General features: G+C 69.6%; 25 protein-coding genes. 5 read left to right on the forward strand and 20 right to left on the reverse strand.

Features of this window, described 5'->3' with window-relative positions; translation table 11 throughout:
- The first annotated feature begins 84 nt into the window (after positions 1–84).
- Positions 85–561, forward strand: a complete 477-nt coding sequence (locus VH88_RS13765; RefSeq protein WP_045811745.1) for a DUF411 domain-containing protein — start codon at positions 85–87, stop codon at positions 559–561.
- A 44-nt stretch (positions 562–605) separates the two neighbouring features.
- Here the strand turns inward: VH88_RS13765 and VH88_RS13770 are convergent, their stop codons facing one another.
- The gene (locus VH88_RS13770; RefSeq protein ID WP_231576693.1) at positions 606–1,049 is read right to left on the reverse strand and encodes a helix-turn-helix domain-containing protein; all 444 of its coding nucleotides are present in this window, start codon (positions 1,047–1,049) and stop codon (positions 606–608) included.
- Positions 1,050–1,119: 70 nt separating this feature from the next.
- Here VH88_RS13770 and VH88_RS13775 point away from each other — a divergent pair, with 70 nt between their 5' ends.
- Complete coding sequence (locus tag VH88_RS13775) at positions 1,120–1,947, forward strand: cation transporter (RefSeq protein WP_082064510.1); 828 nt, start codon at positions 1,120–1,122, stop codon at positions 1,945–1,947.
- 74 nt (positions 1,948–2,021) lie between these two features.
- On the opposite strand, the gene VH88_RS13780 is transcribed toward VH88_RS13775, so the two are convergent.
- The 19 genes from VH88_RS13780 to VH88_RS13875 form a co-directional block, all read right to left on the reverse strand.
- Positions 2,022–3,995: an ATP-binding protein gene (locus tag VH88_RS13780; RefSeq protein WP_045811746.1), complete on the reverse strand. Its 1,974-nt coding sequence runs from the start codon at positions 3,993–3,995 to the stop codon at positions 2,022–2,024.
- Positions 3,995–5,050, reverse strand: coding sequence for a macro domain-containing protein (locus VH88_RS13785; RefSeq protein WP_045811747.1), 1,056 nt, complete (start codon positions 5,048–5,050; stop codon positions 3,995–3,997). Before VH88_RS13785 ends, VH88_RS13780 begins: the two co-directional genes overlap by 1 nt.
- A gap of 9 nt (positions 5,051–5,059) precedes the next feature.
- The gene (locus VH88_RS13790) at positions 5,060–5,737 is read right to left on the reverse strand and encodes a DUF4433 domain-containing protein (protein ID WP_197071094.1); all 678 of its coding nucleotides are present in this window, start codon (positions 5,735–5,737) and stop codon (positions 5,060–5,062) included.
- Between the two features lie 149 nt (positions 5,738–5,886).
- Positions 5,887–6,288: an AlpA family transcriptional regulator gene (locus tag VH88_RS13795; RefSeq protein ID WP_045811749.1), complete on the reverse strand. Its 402-nt coding sequence runs from the start codon at positions 6,286–6,288 to the stop codon at positions 5,887–5,889.
- A gap of 170 nt (positions 6,289–6,458) precedes the next feature.
- The gene (locus VH88_RS13805) at positions 6,459–6,740 is read right to left on the reverse strand and encodes a hypothetical protein (protein WP_045811751.1); all 282 of its coding nucleotides are present in this window, start codon (positions 6,738–6,740) and stop codon (positions 6,459–6,461) included.
- Positions 6,737–7,342, reverse strand: coding sequence for a lytic transglycosylase domain-containing protein (locus VH88_RS13810; protein WP_045811752.1), 606 nt, complete (start codon positions 7,340–7,342; stop codon positions 6,737–6,739). Before VH88_RS13810 ends, VH88_RS13805 begins: the two co-directional genes overlap by 4 nt.
- A complete protein-coding gene (locus VH88_RS15790) occupies positions 7,336–7,845 on the reverse strand; it encodes a S26 family signal peptidase (protein WP_082064511.1) in 510 nt (169 codons plus the stop codon). Before VH88_RS15790 ends, VH88_RS13810 begins: the two co-directional genes overlap by 7 nt.
- A complete protein-coding gene (locus VH88_RS15445) occupies positions 7,842–9,023 on the reverse strand; it encodes a TrbI/VirB10 family protein (RefSeq protein ID WP_052689617.1) in 1,182 nt (393 codons plus the stop codon). The genes VH88_RS15790 and VH88_RS15445 overlap by 4 nt, the downstream gene beginning before the upstream one ends.
- A complete protein-coding gene (locus VH88_RS13825) occupies positions 9,020–10,072 on the reverse strand; it encodes a TrbG/VirB9 family P-type conjugative transfer protein (protein ID WP_045811753.1) in 1,053 nt (350 codons plus the stop codon). Before VH88_RS13825 ends, VH88_RS15445 begins: the two co-directional genes overlap by 4 nt.
- Positions 10,051–10,734, reverse strand: coding sequence for a conjugal transfer protein TrbF (gene trbF, locus VH88_RS13830; protein WP_045811754.1), 684 nt, complete (start codon positions 10,732–10,734; stop codon positions 10,051–10,053). Before trbF ends, VH88_RS13825 begins: the two co-directional genes overlap by 22 nt.
- 1 nt (position 10,735) lies before the next feature.
- Entirely contained in the window at positions 10,736–12,160 is a 1,425-nt protein-coding gene (gene trbL, locus VH88_RS13835; RefSeq protein ID WP_231576694.1) for a P-type conjugative transfer protein TrbL, read from the reverse strand.
- A gap of 5 nt (positions 12,161–12,165) precedes the next feature.
- Entirely contained in the window at positions 12,166–12,906 is a 741-nt protein-coding gene (locus tag VH88_RS13840) for a conjugal transfer protein TrbJ (RefSeq protein WP_045811755.1), read from the reverse strand.
- A complete protein-coding gene (gene trbE, locus VH88_RS13845) occupies positions 12,857–15,280 on the reverse strand; it encodes a conjugal transfer protein TrbE (RefSeq protein ID WP_045811756.1) in 2,424 nt (807 codons plus the stop codon). The genes VH88_RS13840 and trbE overlap by 50 nt, the downstream gene beginning before the upstream one ends.
- A 6-nt stretch (positions 15,281–15,286) precedes the next feature.
- Positions 15,287–15,562, reverse strand: coding sequence for a VirB3 family type IV secretion system protein (locus VH88_RS13850; RefSeq protein WP_045811757.1), 276 nt, complete (start codon positions 15,560–15,562; stop codon positions 15,287–15,289).
- Positions 15,562–15,882, reverse strand: coding sequence for a TrbC/VirB2 family protein (locus VH88_RS13855; RefSeq protein WP_045811758.1), 321 nt, complete (start codon positions 15,880–15,882; stop codon positions 15,562–15,564). The genes VH88_RS13850 and VH88_RS13855 overlap by 1 nt, the downstream gene beginning before the upstream one ends.
- Positions 15,883–16,153: 271 nt before the next feature.
- The gene (gene trbB, locus VH88_RS13860) at positions 16,154–17,110 is read right to left on the reverse strand and encodes a P-type conjugative transfer ATPase TrbB (protein ID WP_045811759.1); all 957 of its coding nucleotides are present in this window, start codon (positions 17,108–17,110) and stop codon (positions 16,154–16,156) included.
- Position 17,111: 1 nt separating this feature from the next.
- The gene (locus VH88_RS13865; RefSeq protein WP_231576695.1) at positions 17,112–17,543 is read right to left on the reverse strand and encodes a hypothetical protein; all 432 of its coding nucleotides are present in this window, start codon (positions 17,541–17,543) and stop codon (positions 17,112–17,114) included.
- Positions 17,544–17,553: 10 nt separating this feature from the next.
- Positions 17,554–19,428, reverse strand: a complete 1,875-nt coding sequence (locus VH88_RS13870; RefSeq protein WP_082064512.1) for a type IV secretory system conjugative DNA transfer family protein — start codon at positions 19,426–19,428, stop codon at positions 17,554–17,556.
- Positions 19,425–20,060, reverse strand: coding sequence for a GntR family transcriptional regulator (locus tag VH88_RS13875; protein WP_156146851.1), 636 nt, complete (start codon positions 20,058–20,060; stop codon positions 19,425–19,427). Before VH88_RS13875 ends, VH88_RS13870 begins: the two co-directional genes overlap by 4 nt.
- Positions 20,061–20,320: 260 nt before the next feature.
- On the opposite strand from VH88_RS13875, the gene VH88_RS15450 reads away from it, so the two are divergent.
- From VH88_RS15450 to VH88_RS15795, 3 genes are all read left to right on the forward strand, one after another.
- Positions 20,321–20,743 (forward strand): XRE family transcriptional regulator, encoded by a 423-nt coding sequence (locus VH88_RS15450; RefSeq protein ID WP_156146852.1) that lies wholly within the window; start codon positions 20,321–20,323, stop codon positions 20,741–20,743.
- Between the two features lie 92 nt (positions 20,744–20,835).
- A complete protein-coding gene (locus tag VH88_RS16630; protein ID WP_255360441.1) occupies positions 20,836–20,958 on the forward strand; it encodes a hypothetical protein in 123 nt (40 codons plus the stop codon).
- Positions 20,959–21,010: 52 nt separating this feature from the next.
- The gene (locus VH88_RS15795; protein ID WP_082064514.1) at positions 21,011–21,649 is read left to right on the forward strand and encodes a lasso peptide biosynthesis B2 protein; all 639 of its coding nucleotides are present in this window, start codon (positions 21,011–21,013) and stop codon (positions 21,647–21,649) included.
- Positions 21,650–22,130: the final 481 nt, after the last annotated feature.

Below are 22,130 nucleotides of genomic sequence, written 5' to 3' on the forward strand. Positions count from 1 at the left end.
CTGCCAACCACCCTGCCAGCGGCGACGTGTCGCGTGCGCGGAGCCGGCGTGCTGCTAGGATCAGGTCCATCCGCAGGAGCCGTCATGTCCTCTCTTCGCCTCACCCGCCGCGCCGCGCTCGTCACCGGCTTGGCGACCGCCGCCCTCCCGCCGCTCGCCCAGGCTCAGACCCCCGGTCGGGTCGCGCGGCAGATCACGGTCTACAAGACGCCTTGGTGCGGGTGCTGCGGCGGTTGGGTCGCGCACATGCGCGGCGCCGGCTGGACGGCGCTCGTGGTCGATCTTGATGACCTCGCCCCGATCCGGGCCCGTCACGGGATACCGGACCGCCTCGCGTCGTGCCACACCGGCGTGGTCGGCCGCTACGCGATCGAAGGCCATGTGCCCGCGTCGGATGTCGAACGGCTTGTGCGTGAAGCGCCTATCGCGCGCGCCCTGACCGCACCCGGCATGCCGGCCGGATCGCCCGGCATGGAGGCCGCCGGCCGAGAGCCCTATGTCACTCTCCTGATCCTCGCGGATGGCTCGACGCGCCCCTTCGGACGACACAACGGCGCTTAAGGCGGCCGCGCCACCCGATCCCATCCGACCAGGCGGGATCAGCTTCACGGGGCGGACAGGGAGACCCGGCTCGAGCCGTCACTTGGAGGCGCTCTCAGGGCGTCGAGGACGCAGCAGGCTTCGACCGTCGTCCGCCCACACTGGTCGAGCACCGAGACAAGGGTCTTTTCCAACCGCCGAAGATCCGAGATCTTGACCCGCACCGCGTCCAGATGCGCCGCCGCCACGTGATCGACCGCCTGGCACGGACCGGCGGCAGGCCCGGTGGACAGCGTCAACAGGCTGCGGATGTCGTCATGCGAGAAGCCGAGATCGCGGGCGCGCCGGATGAAGAACAGCCGGTCCAGATGCGCCCGTTCATAGACCCGGTGGCCGCCCTCCCCGCGTTCCGGCGCGTCCAGCAGACCGATCTGCTCGTAGTAGCGGATGGTGACCACCTTGCAGCCGGTGCGCCGCCCCAACTCGCCGATAGAAAATCTCTCTGTCAAAGGCCTTGAACCTATAGGGACTATAGATCGTATATCGGCGGCCGACACGTTTCCGGCAAGGCTCGCTCCGATGAAAGACTGCTGCTCCTCTCCGACGTCCGACGAGGTCGGACCGACCTGTTCAAGCCGGAGCGTCCTGGAGCCGGCGTCCGCGCCGGCGGAGGCGGGGTGCTGCGCCGGACCGAGCCCCTGCGCCTCCAAGCCGCCCTTCGTCACGACCGCGCCCATCGTCCCGGCCCATACCCACTTCGCGGGCGATGACTGCTGTTCCGCCAAGGGCGACGAGATCGCCGCGCTGGGTGAGCACGCCGACGTCCGGCGCGTGCTGGTCATCGTACTGACGATCAATCTGCTGATGTTCTTCGCCGAGTTCGGGGCGGGTCTGTTTGCGCGGTCCACCGCTCTGATGGCCGATTCCATCGACATGCTCGGCGACGCCCTCGTCTACGGGCTGAGCCTTTACGCCCTGAAGCGCAGCCTGCGCTGGCGCGCCGGAGCGGCGCTCGTGAAGGCCGCCGTCATCGCCGCCTTCGGCGTCTGGGTCTTCCTGGAAGTGGTCCGCAAGCTGATGGGCGACATCACCCCGACCGCCGAGACCATGGGCGTGTTCGGCGCGATCGCCCTGGTCGCGAACCTCGCCTGCCTCGCCATGCTCTACCGGTTCCGGAACCGCGACGTGAACCTGTCGAGCACCTTCGAGTGCTCCCGCAACGACGTCATCGCCAACACCGGCGTGCTCATCGCGGCGGGCGGGGTGGCCTGGTTCAACGCCGGCTGGCCCGACATCCTCGTCGGCGGCGTCATCGCCCTTCTGTTCTTCCGCTCGGCGATCAAGGTGCTCGGCGAAGCTTGGCCCCAGTTCCGCGCTGCGCGGCCACAGGCCGTTGCGCTCGACTAGAGCGGATCGCGCGCCGCAGCCGAGGCGGCGCGACGGAAACGACGACCCCGCTGTCTGAAAGCGCCAGCCGGAGGTCAGGACCCCGGCGAGGTCTCGGGGTCGTCGCCGGCCTCCCGGCCGAAGCTTGTCTGCAAGGCCCGAAGCCGACTGGCGATCTCCTCGTCGGAAACCTCCACCTTCAGATGGTCCTGGATATACTGGAGCCGGGCGTCGCATTCGCGGAGGATTTCGCCCCAGCACCGCACCCACACCGTATAGTTGGGCTGTCGCACGGCGATGCCGATCTCGCGTCCTTCCTGGGTGATCGCCTGTCCGACGATGTCGTCGTATTCCCCCACGACCAGGAAGAAGTTCCACCGCGTGTCGGTGTGCCGGAAGTCGGGCGCGCCGGCCAAGGCCAGGGCGTAGTCGGAAATCTGGTTGAGCATCTTGCGATCGGCCTTGGCCGACGGCCGCTTGAGCTCCACGATCAGATACTCCCGCTTCTCTTGATGGGGTCCGGGAATGCTGCGGCCGAGCAACTGGTCGACCCGGCCGGTTCGGCCGTCAGGCTTGGTGACCCGCCCGCCGGCGCGCTTCCCGCCCAGGTCCTCCGAGACCCGTTGCATCACCTTGGTCAGGCCCGCTTCGGGCACCGCGAGGTGAAACTGCTCGCCGAAGATCCAGGTGTTGTCCCGCACCAGCAGGTCCAGGCCGCCGCGTTCGCGAATGACCTTCTTGCCGTCGGTGTCGAACACAGCCTGGCGCAGCGTCTGGAGGAAGGCGATCCGGTCCGCGATCAGGCTGGACGCCGCGATGATGTTGGACAGTTCGGTCTTCTTGAGCAGGGCCGAGAACTGGTTCTGCCGCTCCTTGGGGAGTCCCACCACGGCGTGAAGGATCTGGGTGAGCGAGTCCGGATTGTGCCGCAGAGCCTCGCGCAGCAGGGTCAGGGTCATCCGCTTCAGGCCGGTGTCGGCCTTGCGGAACTCCTTGGAGTAGTTGGACACGGCGTAGGTCGCCATGTCGAACACGTCCCGCTCCCGCTGCTGAAGCGTATCGGTCGGGTCCCCCTCGTAGGGATAGGCCCCTGCGGCCTTGAGCTCCTCGATCAGGCGTCCGGCCCGCTCGTGGCCGCGTCGACGGAAGTGCGCCTGCGACTGATCGCGGACCGCCTCGACGACCTTGGCGAAATCGCCGTCGGTCAGCTCCAGTTCGAGCAGGTTGTCGGCGGCGAGTTCGACGAAGAAGCTGGAGGTCGCGTAGATCGAGAAGGCGAAGTCGGGCGCATTGATCCGCGCCGGCTGCGAGCCGAGCACAATGCCGTTGTCGCCGCAGAAGTGGATCTTGCGGCTGTCGATCGGCGTCGACCATTCGACGATGTCGAGCTTCAAGTCGCGGATCGTCCGGTCCTTGCCGACGATGGGCGGCAGGACGAGAGAGACGGCGTCGGCGATCGCCGTCGACGGATCGATCCGGGCGCCGTCGTACCAGAGCTCCAGCTGCGGGTAGAGCTTCAGATACTGGGCGAAGGTGGCGGTGAACTGCCGGCGCTGCTCGTCGGTGACGAGAGCGTCGAGGTTCTGTTTCAGGGGATGCAGCGACACCGAAACGCCCGGAGCGCCGACCGCCGGCTCCGGGTCGCCAATCTCGGCGGTCTCGATGGCTTCGGCGCGGATGTCGATCGACAGCTGTTTGAGACCGTCCTCGCTCGCGTATCGCGAGGTCCAGCGGGCGCGGTCGGCCAGGGAGAAGAACCGCAGCCGACCCCGTCCCTCCTTGCCGTGATAGGCGCGGCCGCTCGGCGCGGCGGAGCGTTTCCAGGATTCGCCGAGTTGTCCGAAGTCCCGGTCCGCGCGGTCCGCGCTGATCCCCTCGCCGTCGTCGTTGACGATGATCTCGTCGACGCCGCCCAGCGCCGTGCGCCGGAATTCGACATGGACGCGCGTGGCGCCCGCGTCGAAGCCGTTCCACACCAGTTCGGCGATCGCGCGCAGCGGCTCCGTCGTACGGACGACGGTCTCGATGTGGTCCTGCTTGGCCTGAAGCTGAACGCGATGGGTCGCCATCAGGCGGCCAGCGGCCGCGACGCCAACCAGCCCTTGTCCTGCAGGACGTCATAGGCCAGCCGCAGCTGCTCGGGCGAGAACTGGCGCTTGCGCTCGCCCCAGGCGTAGGTCTCGGACACCGCCGCGTCCGCGCTTCCGGCGTCCAGACGGGTCGCGACCCAGTGCACCGTCGCCAGAAGCTCCAGGCCGAACGGCGACTCGAAGCCCTCGACCAGGTCGGTCACGCGCTCGAAGCGCGCCTGCGTCTCGGGGGCGTCCTTGAGCTTGGCCTGGGCGTCGACGACCGCGCCGGGCACCAGCTCGAGCCGCTTGGTCGGCGCGTCGCCGCCATCGGCGTAGCCGGACAGATAGTGGCCTTCGACCTCGCGCAGCACGTGCCGGAGGTTCTCGGCGTAGGGCCCGTAAAAGGCCTTGGCGTAGCGCAGCTTCAGCGGTTCGCCGGCCTCCTGCATGAAATACATCAGCTTGTGGACCTCTAGCAGACTGACGAACGGGTCCAGAAGGCCGTTGAGATATCGGTCGACCAGCCCGACCAGCGCCGCGCGCCCCGGCGACATCGCGGGCGCCGCGCGCGACCTCGACATCGCGTCGGCCGCGGGCGCGCCGCCCGGCTCATAGACGATGACCTCGACATCCGGGACTGCCTGCAGGGCTTGCTCGATGCGCGGCCGCACCTGACGCCAATCGAGACCGCCCAGGCCGCTGCCGAGCGGCGGAATGGCGATCGACCGGATCTTCCGCTCACGGATCACGCGAACCAGATCGATCAGGCCGGCGTCGATGTCCTCCATCCGGCTCTTGCCGCGCCAGTGGCGTTTGGTCGGAAAATTGATGATGAAGCGCGGCGTATCCAGGCGATGACGCTCATAGACGAACATCCGGCCCGGCTGGACCTCCTGCGCTTCGCACGCCCGCGCATAGGCCTCGTAATTGTCCTGGAACGCGTTCTTGAATTGCAGCGCGACGCCCCGGCCCATGACGCCGACGCAGTTGACGGTGTTGACGAGCGCCTCGGCGCCCGACTTCAGGATGTCGCCGCTGGTGAATGTGATCATCGCTCCCCCCTAGTAATACCACGTCGGCTGCAGGTCGACGCGCGCCGCGTGGGCGGCGCCGCGCAATCGGGCCTCCACCGCCAGCTTGACGGGCTGGTTCAATACCCCGATGCGTTCCACCAGATCCCACGGGACGCTGTCGTGCAGGAGAAACTCGGCCTGCTTGCCTTCCCGAACCTCGGGGGCGGACCAGGCGTTGGACATCACCGCGTCCCAACGGATTTCGTCGAGCGCCTCGAGGCTGTCGCGAAATTCCGCATAGTAGGCCCCTGCATTCGACAAGGTGAACGCCCAGCGCCGCCCATGAGCCTGCGCCCAGTCCACCACCGTGCGCAGGTCGGCCTCCAAGTGGACGATCGGTTCCTGGCCGCCGCGGTAGTTGACCTCGGGGTGATTGCCCCGGTGTAGCAGATAGAGCATTACCGATCTAGAACAAAAATAGAACGGGACATACTGGCCGACCGTATCGCCAGGATGGCAGCGCACCGGAAGGTCCAGGCGCCGCGCCTTGATCGAGGCCATGCCGATGGCGGTGACCGGGCCGCCGGCGGCGATCATCCGGGCGTCGCTGAACAGCCCGCCCTGGCCGATGATCGTCGGCAGGTTGTCCATGTGGGTGATGTGATAGATTTTCGGGCGTGCCGGCGCAGGCATGGCGTGCGTGGTTCCCCCCGAGAAATGCGGCAAGTCCTTTGTCTGCCTGATTCGGACGATTGTCGTGCAGAAGCCGCCAGGGAGCAATGCGCGACCCCTTGCAAAACGCCGGCAAGCCTGCCGACCTGTCTGATCGGTCGCCCCATCGACCGGACGGGCAGGCGCTGCCGGTCAAGCGCGTCTCAGAATCCGAAGTCGATCTGGGCCCCGGGGTCAGCCGGCCGACGCCGTGGCTTCCTGGGCGCAAGCGCAGGGGCCGCGACCGGGAGGCTCGGCGTGGGCTCCGGTCCGGAACTCGGACGCGGCATGGAGCGCGGCATGCCCGGCAACCTCGGCGCGCGGGCGCCCTTGCGCGGCGGGGGGGGCGGGACCTCGCCTGACCGGCTCCGCTTCCATTGGGTCAGTTCGCTCTCCCACCAACCGACGCGGCCCGGCGACACGCGGACGCGGCGCGGGAACGCGCCATCGCGCTCCATGCGCCAGGCGGTCGACCGGCTGATGCTGGCGATCCGTTCCACCTGATCCCAGGACAAAAGACGGTCGTCCCTGCCGCCGACGTCCGGCGCGCCCTCATCCACGGTCATCACAGATCCCCACAAGCCTCTGGTCCGCCTCGTCTTCCAAGAGGTCCCGCAGCAACCGGGCGTCGTTCGCCGCGTCGATCGGGTCCCGCCGTCGCCAGGCCATCAGGACGGCTTTCAGGGCGAAACTCGCCGCAGGGTCGGCGAGAACCTGCGCCGCTGTGACATCGGCCCTAGCCACGACGCCGCCCCCGAGCGGCCGTCGGCGCCCCGGTTCGAACGTCGGTGATCTGGCTGCACGCCCAGTCGCGCAGCAGCCCGCGGGGATAAAACGGCTTGGAACGGATGTGGCGGCATGGCGGTCCGTTCGACCCCGTCGACCAGAGCCGCGCGAGGCTCGCCGGCTTCAGCTGGATGCCGAGCTGCGACAGGAAGGCGGAGGCTTCAGCGCGCGTCAAAAGGTCGTCCGCGTCACCGGCGGCGCCCGCCTCCTGCCCGACCCCGAGCCCGATCATGGGTGTACACGCGGGCGGCAATGGCGGCTGTTGCGCGGGGCCTGCCCCGCCGTCAGCGCCAGGTAACAATCGATGACCGCGATCACATACGCCTGGGTCTCGGCGATGTCCGGAACCCGGCCGAGCCGCGCGACGCGGCCGGGCCCGGCGTTGTAGGCGCCGAGCGCGAGGCGCAGATCGCCGAAGCGCAACAGTTGTCGGGCGAGGTAGTCCGCGCCCCCGCGAAGGTTCTGGACCGGGTCGAAGCGATCGTCCACCCCGAGCTCGCGCGCCGTATCGGGCATAAGCTGGGTCAGTCCGCCCGCGCCCGCCGGGGACAGGGCCGCAGGTTGGTAGGCGGACTCGGTCAGGACCAGGGCGTGCAGCAGCTTCTCGTCCAGTCCGTGCGCCGCCGCCGCTCGGGCGATCTCGGCCTGGAAGGGCTGGCTGAGCGCGGCCAGGCGGGGCACATCCCCTTCCCCGGCGTCGGCCGGCGCCGATCCGGCCTCCGCCGTCGCTCGGCCGAACAGATCGCCGCCCGCCGCGCGCCAATCGACGGTTTGGGCGGAAGCCGGCGCACCCAGGGCGAGGAGCGCCGCCGCCCAAAGGATCGATCTCACCATCTCAGCACCTCCTGATATACGCCGAGCACCTCGGAGCGGGTCACGGGCCCGAAATACCGGCTGTCGAAACTCCCGGCCGTGTCGCCGAGCAAAAAGAGTTCGTCCGGCGCGAGCCGTCGGCATCCGGACCAGCGCGGCAGGATTGCGCCGCGCCGACCACGGGAGCGGACCGTCCAGACGCCGTCTGGCGTCAGCAGTTGCGCCCCTTCCACGCAGACGCGGTCGCCGCCCGCCGCGGCGACCCGTTTGATCAGCGCCGCGTCCCCCGGCATGCCCAGATCCCCGAGATAGGCACGCGCGGCGGCCGGTTGGGGGATGGCCACGACGACGCCGCGCTCGATCTCGGCGCCGAACCGCCGGGCGTACAGCCCCTCGGGCAGGCTCGGGCTTTCGTTGACGAGGGCCAGCGCCGGGACGTGTTGAGCGACCAGCGCCAGGCAGCCGAGGGCGAAGACGGCGACGCCTGTTACGCACCAGCGGTTTCCATTATCGAGCGGGCTCATGGCTGGTACGGCTCAAGGATGAGGTCACGGGTGATCATCACCCGCACGGGCGCGCCCGCCCGCAGCCGGATGGACGGGCGGACCTCCAGTTCCCGGTCGATCAGCCGGCCGCCGACGCGGGCGCCCTCGATGGCGGCCGCATCGCCGGCGTCGCCGAGAAGGCCGCCGCCGCCCTCGTCGTCGCGGGCGATCTGCCCGAGCGTGGTGATGGCCCCGGCGAACAGCGTCCCGACCAGCAGGGGAAACAGACGACGATCGACCGAACCCCGAACGCCGACGGCGCCCTGGGGGTCGACGCCGGGCTCGCCGGTCAGGACCAGGCTCTTGCCGTTGGGCAGGATGAGCCGGTCCCACGTCAGGAAGGCGCGCCGGTCTCCGTAGGCGCTCTCGCCCTCATGCCGCCCGATCAGCCGCGTCCCCTGCGGGAGCACCAGGTGGCGGCCGCTGACCGTGTCGTAGACGTTCTGGGTGACCGTGGCGATCACCGGGCCCGCGCGGGCGGTGTCGACCGCCGTCAGCAAGGCGGCGGGGATGATCGCGCCAGCCTTCAGTTCATACGGCGACAGGGGTGCGGTCAGGACGTGGCCGTTGTAGGTGGCGCCGTAGTCCGCGCTGGCCGGAGGGACGCCGGTCGGAGCCCGGCGCTCGGCGCCCGCCGGGACCGCGGAGGCCGCCGCACCGTCGCGAACCTCGGCGAAGAACAGGCCGGACCGGCGCGCCAGATCTCCGGGCGCGGGTCCCCGCGGTTCAGACACGGGGCGATAGACGGGCGGGGCCGCCCGAGGCGGCGGTTCGGAAAGCTCGGCCGGCGCGTCGTCGATCTCGCTCGGCTCCGCCGATGAACGCGGCTCCGGCAGGCGGTCGTAGGTGGCCGGTTGCTCGGTGACGACCTCGGCCGGACGGACCACGCCGCGGGCCTCGTCCTCGCGTGCGGCCTCGGCGCGGGCGCGAGCGCCCTGCCGCAATTCCGGCTGTACGACGAACGCCCATGCCAGAGACCCGGAGATCAGGACCACGCCGCCGATGACGATGATCTGGACGACGGATTTGCGCAGACGCACCGCGCTCGGACGAGGCGCCCGGCTGGCGAGCTCCGGGGCCGGAGACTTGGGCGCGCGGGGCCCGGCGCCGTCGCCCGGCGTCAGACCGGGGGCGGGTTGCGGGGGCGTCTCGATCATGGGCGGACTCCTTGAAGACGACGAATGCGGACCACCTGCGGCCTGCGATCGCCCAGTCGCAGTTCGGCGCGATCGAGCACGCGATCGACGATGAACAGGCCGCCGGCCTGCCGGTAGTTGACGAGCTGCGCCTCGCCGTCGGGCGCGATGGCGAACAGTGCGGGCGCCTCGTCGACCTGGAGGTCGGCGGGGAAGGCGATGAAGGTGCGCCGGCCGTCGTGGAACACGGCCGAGGGGGTCCATCTCGGACGCCGTCCCTGGGGTTCGAGACGGTATCGGGCGTCGAGCGGCCCTTCCGGCATTACGACCGGGTCAGGCACCCGCACGGCCGGTTGCAAGGCGACAGCGGCTGGCCCTGCGTCGACGCCCCCGGTCGGCGCGCTGTCCCAGGCGACGGCGGCGTTGAAGGCGTCGGCGGCTCCGCTGCGCAGATCGACCAGGTAGACGCGCTGGTTGGTGGTCAGGACCAGGTTGGTCTCCAGGCCGCGTTCGAGCGGCTTGATCAGGACATGGACGCGACGGTCCGGCCCCTCCCCCGACGCGACCTCGCCGATCTGCCAGCGGACGGTGTCTCCCGCCGCCTTGGCGATCAGGCTTTCCCCCGCGCCGAGCGTCAGGGTCGTCACCCGGAGCGGCGCGGTCCACACCTCGAACACCCGGCCGGGCTCCCAGGCGAAGATCTGGACGCCGCCCTGGAAGCGGTCGGACCGGGACGGCGCGCTCGCCGCGCTGTTGGCTTCGGCGATCGCCCTGCGGCCGGTCAGCGCCGGGAGCGCCGGCGCGGCATCCGCGGCCGGTCGCGGCGCCGTTTCCATGAGATAGGGCCGCGCCGCGTTCGCCTCCGGCGCCAACGCCGCCGGCTCCGGCTCCGGCTCGTCCGCCGTGGTCGGCGCCGGCCCGTCCAGAGCGATCGGAGCCTGCGGCAGGGCGGACGCCTGGCTCAGGCTTGCGGTGGACGCCGCATTGGGCGCGACCGCGTCTCGCAGGATCGCGCAGCCGGACAGCAGGGCGCTCGAAAGCGCCAGGATCAGGACGCGTCGGGGGTCCATGACACATCCTCGATCTTCAATCCCAGGGGATTGCGCAGGAGTTCGGCCTCCGTGCGCGGCGGTTGCAGGGTGGTGGTGATCAGCGCGCGCCAGCGCTCCGAGCCGGCGGCCTGGCCGTTGACGAAACGGGTTTCGCGCCATTGCAGATCGAAGGTGCGGCCGGAGCGGCGGACCACATTGAGGATCTCGACGTTGACGGCCTCGCGCCCCGCCTCGGCGAAGGGGTCATGGGTCTGCGCCCAGGCGTTCAGGAAGCCCGCCGCCTTCGGCGTCAGAAGATCGTAGGCCCGCAGCCAGTTCTGCCGGATGACGATCGGATCGATCGACTTGGAGCGGACGTCCCGGACCCAGCCGGCGAGGGCGTGGGCGATCTGCGCCTCGTTGGGCTCGTAGCGGCCGCCGATGGCGGTGATCCGCTGGGTCTCGCCGTAGTCCGACACCTCCACCACGAAGGGTTTCACCACGGCCCGCTCGGCCTGGACCCACCATCCCGCGCCGAGGAAGCCGGCCAGGACCAGGTTGGCAACGGCGATCCGACGCCAGTTCCGCGCATGGGCCAGCGACAGGCCCATGCGGTCGTCCCACATCTGACCGGCGCGAAGCCATGGGGTCGCTTCCGGCGCGGCGGCCAGGGTCCGCTTCGGGCGGAAGAACGGATGCATCTCAGGTCTCCTCTGTGCGGAGGTTGGGGGACAGGACGCCGCTGGTCTCGCCCGCGGGCATCAGGGTTCGTCCGGCGTTGGCGACGAAGAAGGCCTGGAGGGCGGCCGCCCTGCCCGGCGGGCGGGGACGCCCGGGCGTCGATCCCGACGCGGCGACGGCGCGGTGAAAGCCCGAGCGGGCGGCCCGGGCCTCCGCATCGCGGACGGAGGCGGGCCGGCTGGCCCCGGCGCCCACGGCTCCATCGCCCGGCTCCGCCTTGTCGGAGCCGGTCTCGGTCTCGGCGGCGCCAGGATGATGGGACCACGCCCGGGCCGGCTCCGCGACCCCCGGACCGGACGATGACGCCGAACCCGCCGGACGGACCGCGCCGGCGCTGGGGCGCATCGACCCGTTGTCGTTCGAGGCCGGCGGCGTCGACGGGCCGCCGCCGCCCGGATTCGGCCCGAACGGTGGCGACGACGGCGGCGCCCGTCCGCCGGTCGCCCCGGCGGCGGCGCGCGCCGGCCCCGCAAGCCGCGCCGCGCCTCCGCCGATCAGGGCGCCGGCGCCCGCGATCCCGGCCGCGCCCAGGGCTCCGGCGCCGCCCACGGCGAGCGCGCCGGTCAGAGCGCCGCCCGCCCCTAGGGCCGGCCCGCCGGTGACGAGCGCGGACGCGAGGTTCGGGATGAACATCGCCAGCATCGCCAGGAGCATTGAGGCGACGAGGATGGTGAGGGCCTCGTAGATGTCCGGGTTGGCCGAGGGCTGGAGTTGATCGAACACCGTCCGCGCCCCCGACACTACGATGGCGAGCGCCAGGACCTTGAGGCCGGAGGAGACGACGTAGCCGAGCGGCCTCTCGGCCAGGAAGGCGGACTTCGACCAGATGCCGAACGGCAGGAGGATGAAGCCGCCCAGGGTGACGATCTTGAATTCCAGCAGGGAGACGATGATCTGCAGCGCGAGAAGGGCGAAGGCCAGCAGGATGCCGATCATGGCCAGGCCCAGGATGAGGGCGTCCGCCATGTTGCCGACCACGTCCAGGGGATTGTCCACCGGCGCCGGGGTCTCGCCCAGGGCCTTGACGATCTCCCACCCCTGCTGGAGCACGGCACCCGGGTTGAGGAACTCGGCCCGCGAAAGCGAGCCGCCTCCGGCGACGAGCCCCAGCTCCAGGAAGCCGGCGTAGATAGTCTCCGACAAGGCCTGCCAGTCGTTGATCAGCCAGGCGAAGACGCCGATGAGCAGCACCTTGCCGAAGCCGGCGGCCAGCACCTCCCGGTTGGAGGAGAGCGCCCACTGGATTCCGGTGAGGGCCACGACCAGCACGATCAACAGGCCGAACACGCCGTTGACGGCGCCGGACAGGGCGTCGAAGCCCGCCGAGACGGTGTTCGAGAACACCACCATCAGGTCGTTGGGCGTGTCCATGCTGACCGGGGCCATGACGATCAGTCCCGGGCGCGGGCGAACGGATCGAAGGACGGCGCGACGGGGACTTCGCCCGAGCCGGCCCAGCGCTGGCGGCGGGCCGCGTCGCCGGAGGCGCGGTCGGCCGCCTCCCGCGCCGTGGCCTCCGCCATCAGCCGCGACTGGGCCAGCACCAGGGTCCGCAGGGCCGCCAGGTCCTCGGCCAGAACCGCGAGCAGCTGATTGGTCGACTGCACGGCCGCGGTCTGTCCCGCAGCCGACTGGCTGGCGCCGAGCGCACCGGCCACCCGGGCGTCGCGGGTCCCGCCCAGCCGTTCCAGTTCCGCCGCCGTCCGCGCCAGATCCTCGGCGGTGCGCCGGGCGTTCGCGGTGCGCGCCCCGCTCTGCTCCAGCAGGCGCAGGGCGTCCGCGCCGGCCAGATCGTCGGGATAGTAGGTCTCGAACTGGCGCTCCAGACCGCTGACCGAGGTCGCCAGCCCGCGCGCCGTGCGCGCCAGCTCGGCCATATCCCGCAGCGACTGGCTGCTGCCCGCCAGATGGCTGTAGGGCGAGGCGGCGAGGCTGCGGGCCTCGTTGGCGAGGCTCTCCAGCTGGCGGGCGGCCTGCAGCGCGTTCTCCAGGTGATTGCGGGGGTCGAACACCACCTGCTGGGCGCCGGCCGAAACCGGCGCCGCCAGGGCGAGGAGACCAGCGACGGCCAGGCCGGTCGCCCTATTCCGCCGCGAGCGGCGGGTCGAAGGCGTCGAAAACGGAATCCACATTCTGCACTCCCTTGGCTTTGAGGAATTCGCGGGCGAAGGCGGCCTCGCCGGATCGGGCCAGGACGTCGTCGATGAGGGTCTGGTCCTCGGGCGTCCCGGCGCCGCACAGAGCCAGGGCCACGCCCGTCAGGCGCAGGTCGAACAGCCGACGGCCCCGAGGCTGCCGCCAGTAGTAGGACCGCTTGGGCGGGGCGAAGGCGATCAGCTCCAGCTGGCGCCGGTTCAATCCGAAGCCCCGGTAGAGCGCGGCCGAAGACGGCTCCATCGCGCGCGGGTTCGGCAGGAACACCTGGGTCGGGCAGCTCTCGATCAGGCTGGCGGCGATGGCGGAGGCGGCCACGTCGTCGAGGCTCTGGGTGGCGAACATCACCGCCACCCGCTTCTTGCGCAGGGTCTTCAGCCACTCCCGGATCTTCGCCGCGAAGGCCGTCTCGCCCAGGAACAGCCAGGCTTCGTCCAGGATCAGCAGGGTCGGCCGGCCGTCGAACCCCTGCTCCAGCTCGCGGAACAGGGCCGAGAGCACCGGGGCCACCGCTGACGGCGTGGCCATCAGCGTCTCGAGCTCGAAGGTGTCGAACCGGCTGGTTCCCAGCGCCGCCCCCTCCCCGTCCAGCAAGGCGCCGTGCGGTCCCTTCAGGGTGAGGGGTTCGAGGGCGGCGGCGACGGCGCGATCCTGCACCAGGGCGCAGAACACCGTCAGGGTCCGTTGAGACACCGGCGCCTCGGCCAGGGCCGCGAGGGCCGCCCAGATTTCCTCGCGCACCCGCGGGGTGGGCTCCAGCCCGGCCAGCCGCACCGTCTCGGCGAGCCATTCCGAGGCCCAGGCGCGCGCATCATCGCGATCGATCCCCGCCAGCGGCTGCAGCGAGAGCCCCGCGCCCGGCTCCATCGCGCGCCAGCGCCCGCCGGCCGCTAGCGTGGCCGCCCGCGCGGAGCGGCCCTTGTCGAAAAAGACCACGCGCGCGTCCGGATACCGGAACCATTGCAGGGCGAGGAAGGCCAACAGCGCGGACTTTCCCGAGCCGGTCGGTCCCACGACCATCGCATGACCGACGTCGCCGACATGAAGCGCGAGGCGGAACGGCGTCGATCCGGTTGTGCGCGCCGTGGCCAAGGGTGGGCCGTCGAGGCAGGCGTCTTCCGACGGCCCCGCCCACACCGCCGAGATCGGCAGCAGGTCGGCCAGGTTGAGGGTGGACACCAGCGGCCGGCGGATGTCCGCATAGGGTTCGCCCGGCATCGATCCGAGCCAGGCCTCCACGGCGTTGAGGTCTTCGATGCGCGCCATCAGACCCTGCGCGTTGAGCGCGGCCTCGATCGCGCGGGCCTTGGCCGTCGCGCCCTCCTCGGTCGCATCGAGGACGGAGACCGTCAGCGTCAGATAGCCAAAGGCGCAGCTTTCCGCGCCCAGCGCGGCGAGCGCGCCGTCGCACTCTTCGGTCTTGGACGCGGCGTCGGTGTCGAGGAGCGGCACCTCCTCCTTGGTGATGGCCTCGCGCAGCAGCACGCCGACGCCCTTGCGCTTGGCGAACCAGCGCTTGCGCAGTTTGACGATCTCGCGCTCGGCCTCGGGCTTGTCGAGCCCGATCCAGCGCGCGGTCCAGCGGTAGTCGAACGGGAGGGCGCCCAGGGCGTCGAGCAGACCCGGCCGGGTCACGGACGGCAGCCCGCGCACCGAGACCACCTTGAGCCACCGATCGCCGAGCCTGGGCGCAATTCCCCCGGTCAGGTCCGCGTCCGCCAGCCAGCCGTCCAGGAACATCGGCGTCTCCGGCGGGCGGACCTCGAAGGACCGGGGGGACACGCAGTCATGGAGCCAGGAGAGAAGACCGGCGTCGTCGAGCTGGCGGATCTCCGTTAGGCCGTCCGACAGCAGGTCGAACACCGCGTGTGCCTCCCGGGTGAAGGCGTCGAGCGCCACCCGCCAGTCGGCGCCGCTCCTGGCCAGACCGTCGAACAGCCAGCGCTCAAGGCGTCGGGTCTCATCGGCGGGCGGCAGCCAGGTCAGCGCCAGCCGGTGGTCGGTCTCGAAGGCCGGATCGGCGGTTTCGAACCGGCTGCGGCGTTCCTCGTCGAGCAGCCAGGCGACGCCGAGGTCGAAGTCGCTTTGCGGATAGGGCGCTGCGGCCCGGCGGTGCGCCTCGACGTGAAGGCACCAGCCGGTCCCCAGCCGGCGCAGGGCGTTGTTCAGGCGCGCGCGGACCGCCATCAACTCCTCCTCGGTGGAGGATTCCAGGTCCGGCCCGCGGAAGCGGAAGCCCGCCAGGAAGGAGCCGTCCTTGTTCAGGACGACGCCGGGGGCGACGAGGGCCGCCCAGGGCAGGTGGTCCGCGAGGGCTGCGGGCCGGCGCCGGTATTCGTCGAGAAACCGCATCGCCCCTCACCCGTCCAGATGGCCCGGCAGGGCCAGATGGCGCCGCAGAACGTCGAAGAAGCGCCGATCCGACCGCGCGGCCCAGAGGCCGATGGCGTGGGCGACCGCCCACCACAGAAGACCGAGCCACCAGATGCGCAGCGCCAGACCCAGCACGACGGCGATGGTGCCCATGGCGATGGCGTAGTCCCGCGGCATGCCGGCCATCAGGACCGGCTCCGCCAGCGCCTGGGCCACGGGCAGGTCCCAACCCTCGGGCCGGTCTTCGGACCGCGACGCCATCAGGCGAACTCCACCCCTCCGGCGAAGCCGAAGAAGTCCAGGAAGAAGGTGGAGGCGGCGAACGCGATCGAGAGGCCGAACATGATCCCCAGCCCCCGGCGCATCGAGGAGCCGTTCTCGCTCATGGCGATACCGGCGCCGAAGATCACCACGGCGACGACGGCCGCCGCCTGGACCACGGGTCCGGTGATCGACTGGACCACCTGCTGGAGCGGGCCTTCCCAAGGCATGCCCGACCCGCCGGCCAGCGCCGGTCCGGCGACCGCCAGGCCAAGCATCATCGTCGCGCCGAACAGGCGGCGCCCAAGTCTCCGTCGCATGATTTGCTTTCCTTGTGTTCAGCGCGTTTCACCGCGCTTCGACTCATTGCAAGCAAAACTATCCCGCTACTGTCAACAGTAAAATACGCAAATAATTCACGACTTGAAGACGACTACACTGTAACTCAGATCGACTTGAATAGTAACTTGGATCGACTTACAGTGTTGATGCCGCGACGACTTGGTTTGACTTGAGACAAGTCGTCACACAATGCCTTGAATTATCCTCGCTTTTCTGGAGTCGGCATTTGCGACGCCATTCGCGGCGTCGTCAGGCCAGGCCTTCGACCGCGTAGCCCGCGTCCGACGCGCCGTTCACCGCGATCACGGATTCAAGCCGCCGCCCCGCCGTCGAGCGACGGATATGAGCGATAACGTCCACCGCCTGGCCGATGGTGCGACGCGGCGGCGCCGCGGCGATCTCGAGGGCCAGATCCTCGATCCGGCGCAGCGCCTCCTCGGCGGAGTTGGCGTGAAGGGTCGAGAGGCCGCCCGGATGACCCGTGTTCCAGCTCTTCAGCGTTTCGAGGGCGGCCGCGCCGTCGCGCATCTCCCCCACGACGATCCGGTCCGGACGCATCCGCAAGGCGTCGCGGACCAGATCGGCGACGCCGATGGCTACGGGGGCCCGGCGCGTCAGGACCGACACCGTGTCCCAGGCCGAGCATTGCAGCTCGGCGGTGTCTTCGATGAGAAACACCCGGTCGTCGGCGAAGGCCGGCTCGGCCAGGATGGCGTTGGCCAAGGTGGTCTTCCCCGACCCCGTGCCGCCGGAGATGAGGATGTTGCGCCGCTCGCGGGCGGCCTGGGCGAGGACATCGGCCTGCCGGGCCGTCATGACGCCGTCACGCACATAATCCCCGAGGGTCCAGATCACCGACGGGCGCTTGCGGATGGAGAAGGCCGGCGCCGGCGACACCGGCGGAAGCAAGCCCTGGAACCGTTCGCCGGTGGCGGGCAGCACCCCCGACAGGCGCGGATCGTCCCGGGTGACCACTTCACCGACATAGTCGGCGATCAGACGAATGGCGCGTTCGCGCCCTTCCACCGACAGACGCGCCCCGGTGTCGGCGCGGCCTCGGCCGGCGCGATCCAGGACGATCCGGCCGTCGGGGTTGGCGAGGATTTCCACCACCTCCGGGTCGATCAGCGCCGCTAGCACCACCTCGCCCAGGGCGTGACGCAGCGCCTCCAGCTTGCGTTCCGCGATCAGGGGATGAGCCGTCATGTCAGTTCGCCGCCCCGAACGATCGCTCCTCAGCCTCCCGGCCGTGTGGGTCGTGCTCGGCCCGGCCCGAGACGATCCGCGCCGCGGTGTCGTCGAGCATCCGCTCGATGCGGCGGTCGACGGCGGCCTGCACCGTGGGATCCTGGTCGCCGACGCCATCCGGGAGCCGGACGAACAGCGCCCGAGCGACCTCCACCACCAACTCCTGAATGATCTGCATGTCCTGTCGAGTGGACCGCATATGGCCCTTGAGGGATTGCTCGAGCGCCAGGAGCCTGTCGTCGGGGTCGGCCCGCGGGTTCCCCTGAAGGCCCCGCGCGATGGCGTGTCCGGCGGCCTGACTGATCGAGACCCGGCCGGACCGCGCTTCGCGGCTGATACCGGCGATGATTTTGGGATCGCTGAGATAGACCTGAACGCGGCAGGTCTGCACCGGCGCGCGCCTAACCATCGCCCTGCCCTTTCAGATGATCGAGGACGGCGTCCTGCGCCGCCATCTCCTGGGCTACGCGGCCATAGATGTCCGCGGCGCGCGCGGCGACCTTCTTGTCGTCCATCGCCGCCACGATCTCCTTGAACAGGGGAAGGGCGGCTTCGGCGTCCACGCCGAGGCTGCGGCGGCCGGCCCACGGATGGGGCGCGGGCGTCGGCGCGTCAACGCCCGCGGCCTGGTCGGGCGGCGGCAGAGCGGCTCTCTCCCGGAAGGGGCGGCGGCGATCATATTGGAGCTTGCGGGTGCGCAGAGGGCGTTGGCCCGCCGCGAAGATCAGCTGAACGTCTTCGGGCAGAGCGCGCACCTCGCCGGGTTCGAGCAACGGACGGTCGATCTGGGACCGGGACACGGTGCTGCGTCCCGCCGCCAGGCCGGCGGGCGCGCTGCGGCTTTCACGCATCTCGCCGATCGTGCCGGTGAGTTTGGAGACCTTGTCCTGGGTCAGCGGATCCAGCGCCGAAAAGGCTGTGTAGATGGCGCAGTTATCGAGGATCGTGTTGTTGGCGTCGTACGTCTCGATGATGTCGTTCAGCGACTGGGCGACGAACATCACCTTCACCCCATAGCCGCTCAGTAGCCGCAGGGATTTCTCGAAGAAGCTGACGCGCCCCAGCAGGGGAAACTCGTCCATCAGCATCAAGAGCCGGCGCTGCTTCGGCCGTCCCGCCGCATCCCGGGCCTCGTCCACGGTGAGGGCCTGGGCAGCGGCGTAGAACAGGAGCCGCACCAGCGGCCGAAGCGCCGCCGCGTCCGCCGGCGCGACTTGAATGTAGAGCGAGACCGGTGCCTCAGCGCACATCAGGTCGCCCAGGTTGAAGTCCGAGGCCGAGAGCGCGCGCTCGACGTCGTCGCCCGCGAGCCACTTCAGATAGGATCGGGCCGTGCCCTGGACCGATGTCCGGAATCGATCGTGCATGGCGGCATAGCCCCGCACCGCCGTTCGGATGAAGGGATGGGTTTCAGGCTCGCGGTTCGGACCCGACCGGTGCAGCGCCTTGACCATCACCTCGGCCGTGTCGTCGAGGTCGGCGAGCAGTTCGCGCACCTTCAGCAGCGTCTTGTCGGCATCCTCGGCCGTGTAGAGGACATGCAGGATTACCGCCTCCAGGATTTCGGAGGCCGCCTTGTCCCAGATGGCCTCGTCATCCCGGACCCCTCCGGGATCGGCGAGGATCGAAACCAGCCGCTGGACCTGGGCCAGTTCTCCCGGGCCGGGTTGGATTTCCGCGAGGGGATTCCAGCGCGCGGATGCAGGATCGCGCGGGTCGAAATAGAGCGCGTGGGAGAAGCCCGACCGCCAGCCGGCCGTCTCGCGCCAGAGCTCCCGCTTGGGATCGTGGACCAGCACGCTCTCGCTCCACAGCAGCAGCGTCGGCGTGACATGGCCCCTGCCTTTTCCCGACCGCGTGCCGCCCGTCACCAGGGTCGGCCGCATATCGACGGTGGCGAGGAGCCGCCCCTTCAGCTCTCCGAGGGCGCACCCCGCGCCGGCGAGCAGCCCGGCGGCGCGGGCCTCGGCCAAGCCGCCCCATCCGCGGATACGTCGGCGCGGTCCATCGCCCTGCGTGAGCATGCCGGCACCTAGCCCGCCCATCACCCCCAACAGGATCAAGAAGGCGCTGGACGAGAAGGCCTCCGGTTCGGCCCCGCCGAACTGCCTGCGCCAGCTGAGGATGCGCCACGGCGGATAGATGCGAACCTCTTCCGACACCGTCCAGCCGTCGCCCAGCACGGGATCGTGGCGATAGGTCCAGGCGAAGGTCTGCGTGGCCAGCTGCAGGCCGGCCGCCAACCCCGCCCCGAGCAGGATCAGCCGAAGGATCATGGCCCCTCGTCCTCCCCGCCCTCCCCGCCCGGATGACCCGCGACGTCCATCGACAGGAGCGCCGCGGAGCGGCCGCGACGATAATGATACGCCCGCAGGCCTTCGCGGAGTTCGCCATTGGCCCGCGTCGCCGCCAGCTCAAGAAGATCGTCCGCTTCGGCGTCGAGGTCTGCGAAAATCCGGCGCTCCGCGCTCCGGAACGGGGTCAGCTGGCCATCGACGCGGTGATAGGCGTCAAGCAGGGCGCCGTTCCCAGTCCGGCGCACCAGGCTCTCGAACAAGTCCTGCAGGTCGGTCACGGCGGCGCCGTCGCGCGCGGGCGATCGCCCGTAGCCGGGCAACCCCGCGGTCAGGTCGAGCGCAGCCGACAGATAGGCCAGGCGCAGATCGTAGCGATCCCGCACCGCGCCGGCGTCCAGACGGGCCGCCAGAAACCCGCCCGCCGGTCCCCGCTCGATCAAGCCCTCCCCGCAGAGCCAGGCCAGCGCTTCCCGAACCGGCGTGGTCGACAGGTCGAGACGACGCGCCTCCTCGACGATGACGATCGACTGACCCGGCGCATAGCCGCCGGCCCGCGCTCGCTCCCGAATGTTGTCGAGGGCCTTGAAGAAGGGGTCGCGACTTTTCGCCATGACAGTCTCCGGCTCCCGCGCGCCCGACGCACGCGGCATGTAACCGCTCGCCAACAAGTTGCGTGGTGTCCGGATGCAGACTCGCCGCATATCGGCGTTGGGGCCGCCGCTATGTGGCGGGAATCGATTTGAAACGGAGAGGTGATCGCCGATAAGTCGGCGAACCGAAAATCATCAGCTAACGGAGGGAGCAAGCTTTGACGTCCAGACGAATGCAGCCGCAGCGCGATAGCGATGTTCTCTCCCAGGCGCTGAAATTGGTGCGCCGTCACCGCCGCATGACGCGCGCGGTCGTGGCCCAAGGCATGCAGATGGCGCTGCGAACCTACGATCGTTTTGAGGCGGGCGGTCGCAGCCTGAACCTCGACTACATTCACCGTTTCGCGGCGGCCACGCGAAGCGACCCTCACGCCATCGTCATGGCGGTCGCGGTCGGTTCGCCTGAGTTGGCGCTGCGATGCGCAGACAATAAGCTGGTCACCGCCCTGACCATCGGGGGCCAGCGCTTCAACGCCTTGCTCGGCGACGACATCGCCGGGCTCGAGGCGCGGCCCATCATCCTCGCGGTCTGCGCCATGTACGACGCCTTGCTGGCCGAGAGCGACCGGCAGCAGGCCGCCACACGCTGGCTCGAGAACGGCGTCACCGACCTCGCGCAAGTCCGCCCCGCTCCCGGCCGATAGAAATATATTTCGAATATAGTTTTGAGACTTCGCCATCCGGGCGCTGACTGTGTTCGCCACACTCGTGGCGAACACTTGATGGAGAGACTGAGATGAAGAAGACCACTCTGCGCCTCGTCACCTTCGGCAATGCGAAGACGCTCACGCGTGACGGGCTCGGCACCATGTTCGAAGAGGCCGGCGTGAAGATCGGCCGCTACCCTTCCGAGGGCTGAGCGAAGGCGGGCGGCTGGTGACAGCCGCCCGCCGTTCGTTTCGGCGACGTCTATGACCCAACTCCTGTGGTGTGCGCCTGGCGTCTTCATGAGCCGTGTGGATGACGACGTGGTCATTCTTGATGTCGAGAGCGACGCCTACCAGTGTCTTATAGGGGGTGGAGCAGAAGTTCACTTCGCTCCTCAAGGCGCGCTTCGAATTACCGACCCCGATCTCGCCACTGAGCTTCAACTCGCTGGCCTGATCAAACCAGATAGACCGCCGCGACTTCCTTCCTCTCCAATTGCAGCAACGAGAGAACTGCCACTTCCAGCACGAATGTCGGCATCTGAAGTTCTTTCGACCGGCTTCAGTTGGGCTATCGCTGCCGTGAGATTTCAACGGAAGTCGTTAAGGCAACTGCTTGCGTTTGAGCAGGCCGATGGGCTTCAGCGGTATAGCGAAGAGAAGCTTTCCCGGCTGGTGGGTGCGACACGGATCTCGCGCACATGGGTTCCGGGCGAAGGCGAATGTCTCCAGCGTTCGTTTCAGCTCCGGCACGTGCTCGCCGCGCGAGGCGTCCGTGCAGATTGGGTATTCGGCGTACGGACCTGGCCCTTCAATGCGCATTGCTGGCTTCAGATCGGCGATCTCGTCGTCGGCGACAGGCTAGCCCGCGTGCGCCGCTACACACCAATCATGCGGTCTTGAGGATGGGCGATTATCTGCTGATCTGCCGCGCGCCCAACGACCCCCGAGCCTCAAGGCTCTTCACCGATCTGCGGGCCAGAGCATCGGCAGAGGGATATGTTGTCACTCCGATCAATGCCCACGCTTGGCTAGGTGTCCGCGGCCCCTGTCCGCCAAAGCGTGTGGACATTGGAGGTTGGGTGCTCATTGGGGATGTATTTGATCGCCGGTCACCCCGTCTCCCCTACGTTGACCCACAAGATCAGTGGGCTTTCGAGCGAAAGCTCGTCGCCCGCGTGTGGGGACGGTATGCAGGAGTTCTCTTTGGCCCCAAGGACCAACCGGCAGCCTTTATCAGAGACCCGTCCGGCGCCCTGGAATGCGTCGCTTGGACCCACTGCGGATTGACCGTGGCGTGCTCGGCGGCCGACGACTGGCTCGTCCGTTGTCTTCGTCCCCGCTGGCGCATCGACTATGCCCGCTGACGTGCCCCTGAGAATTT

The sequence above is a fragment of the Brevundimonas sp. KM4 genome (assembly GCF_000964075.1).
GTDB classification, from domain to species: Bacteria; Pseudomonadota; Alphaproteobacteria; order Caulobacterales; family Caulobacteraceae; genus Brevundimonas; species Brevundimonas huaxiensis.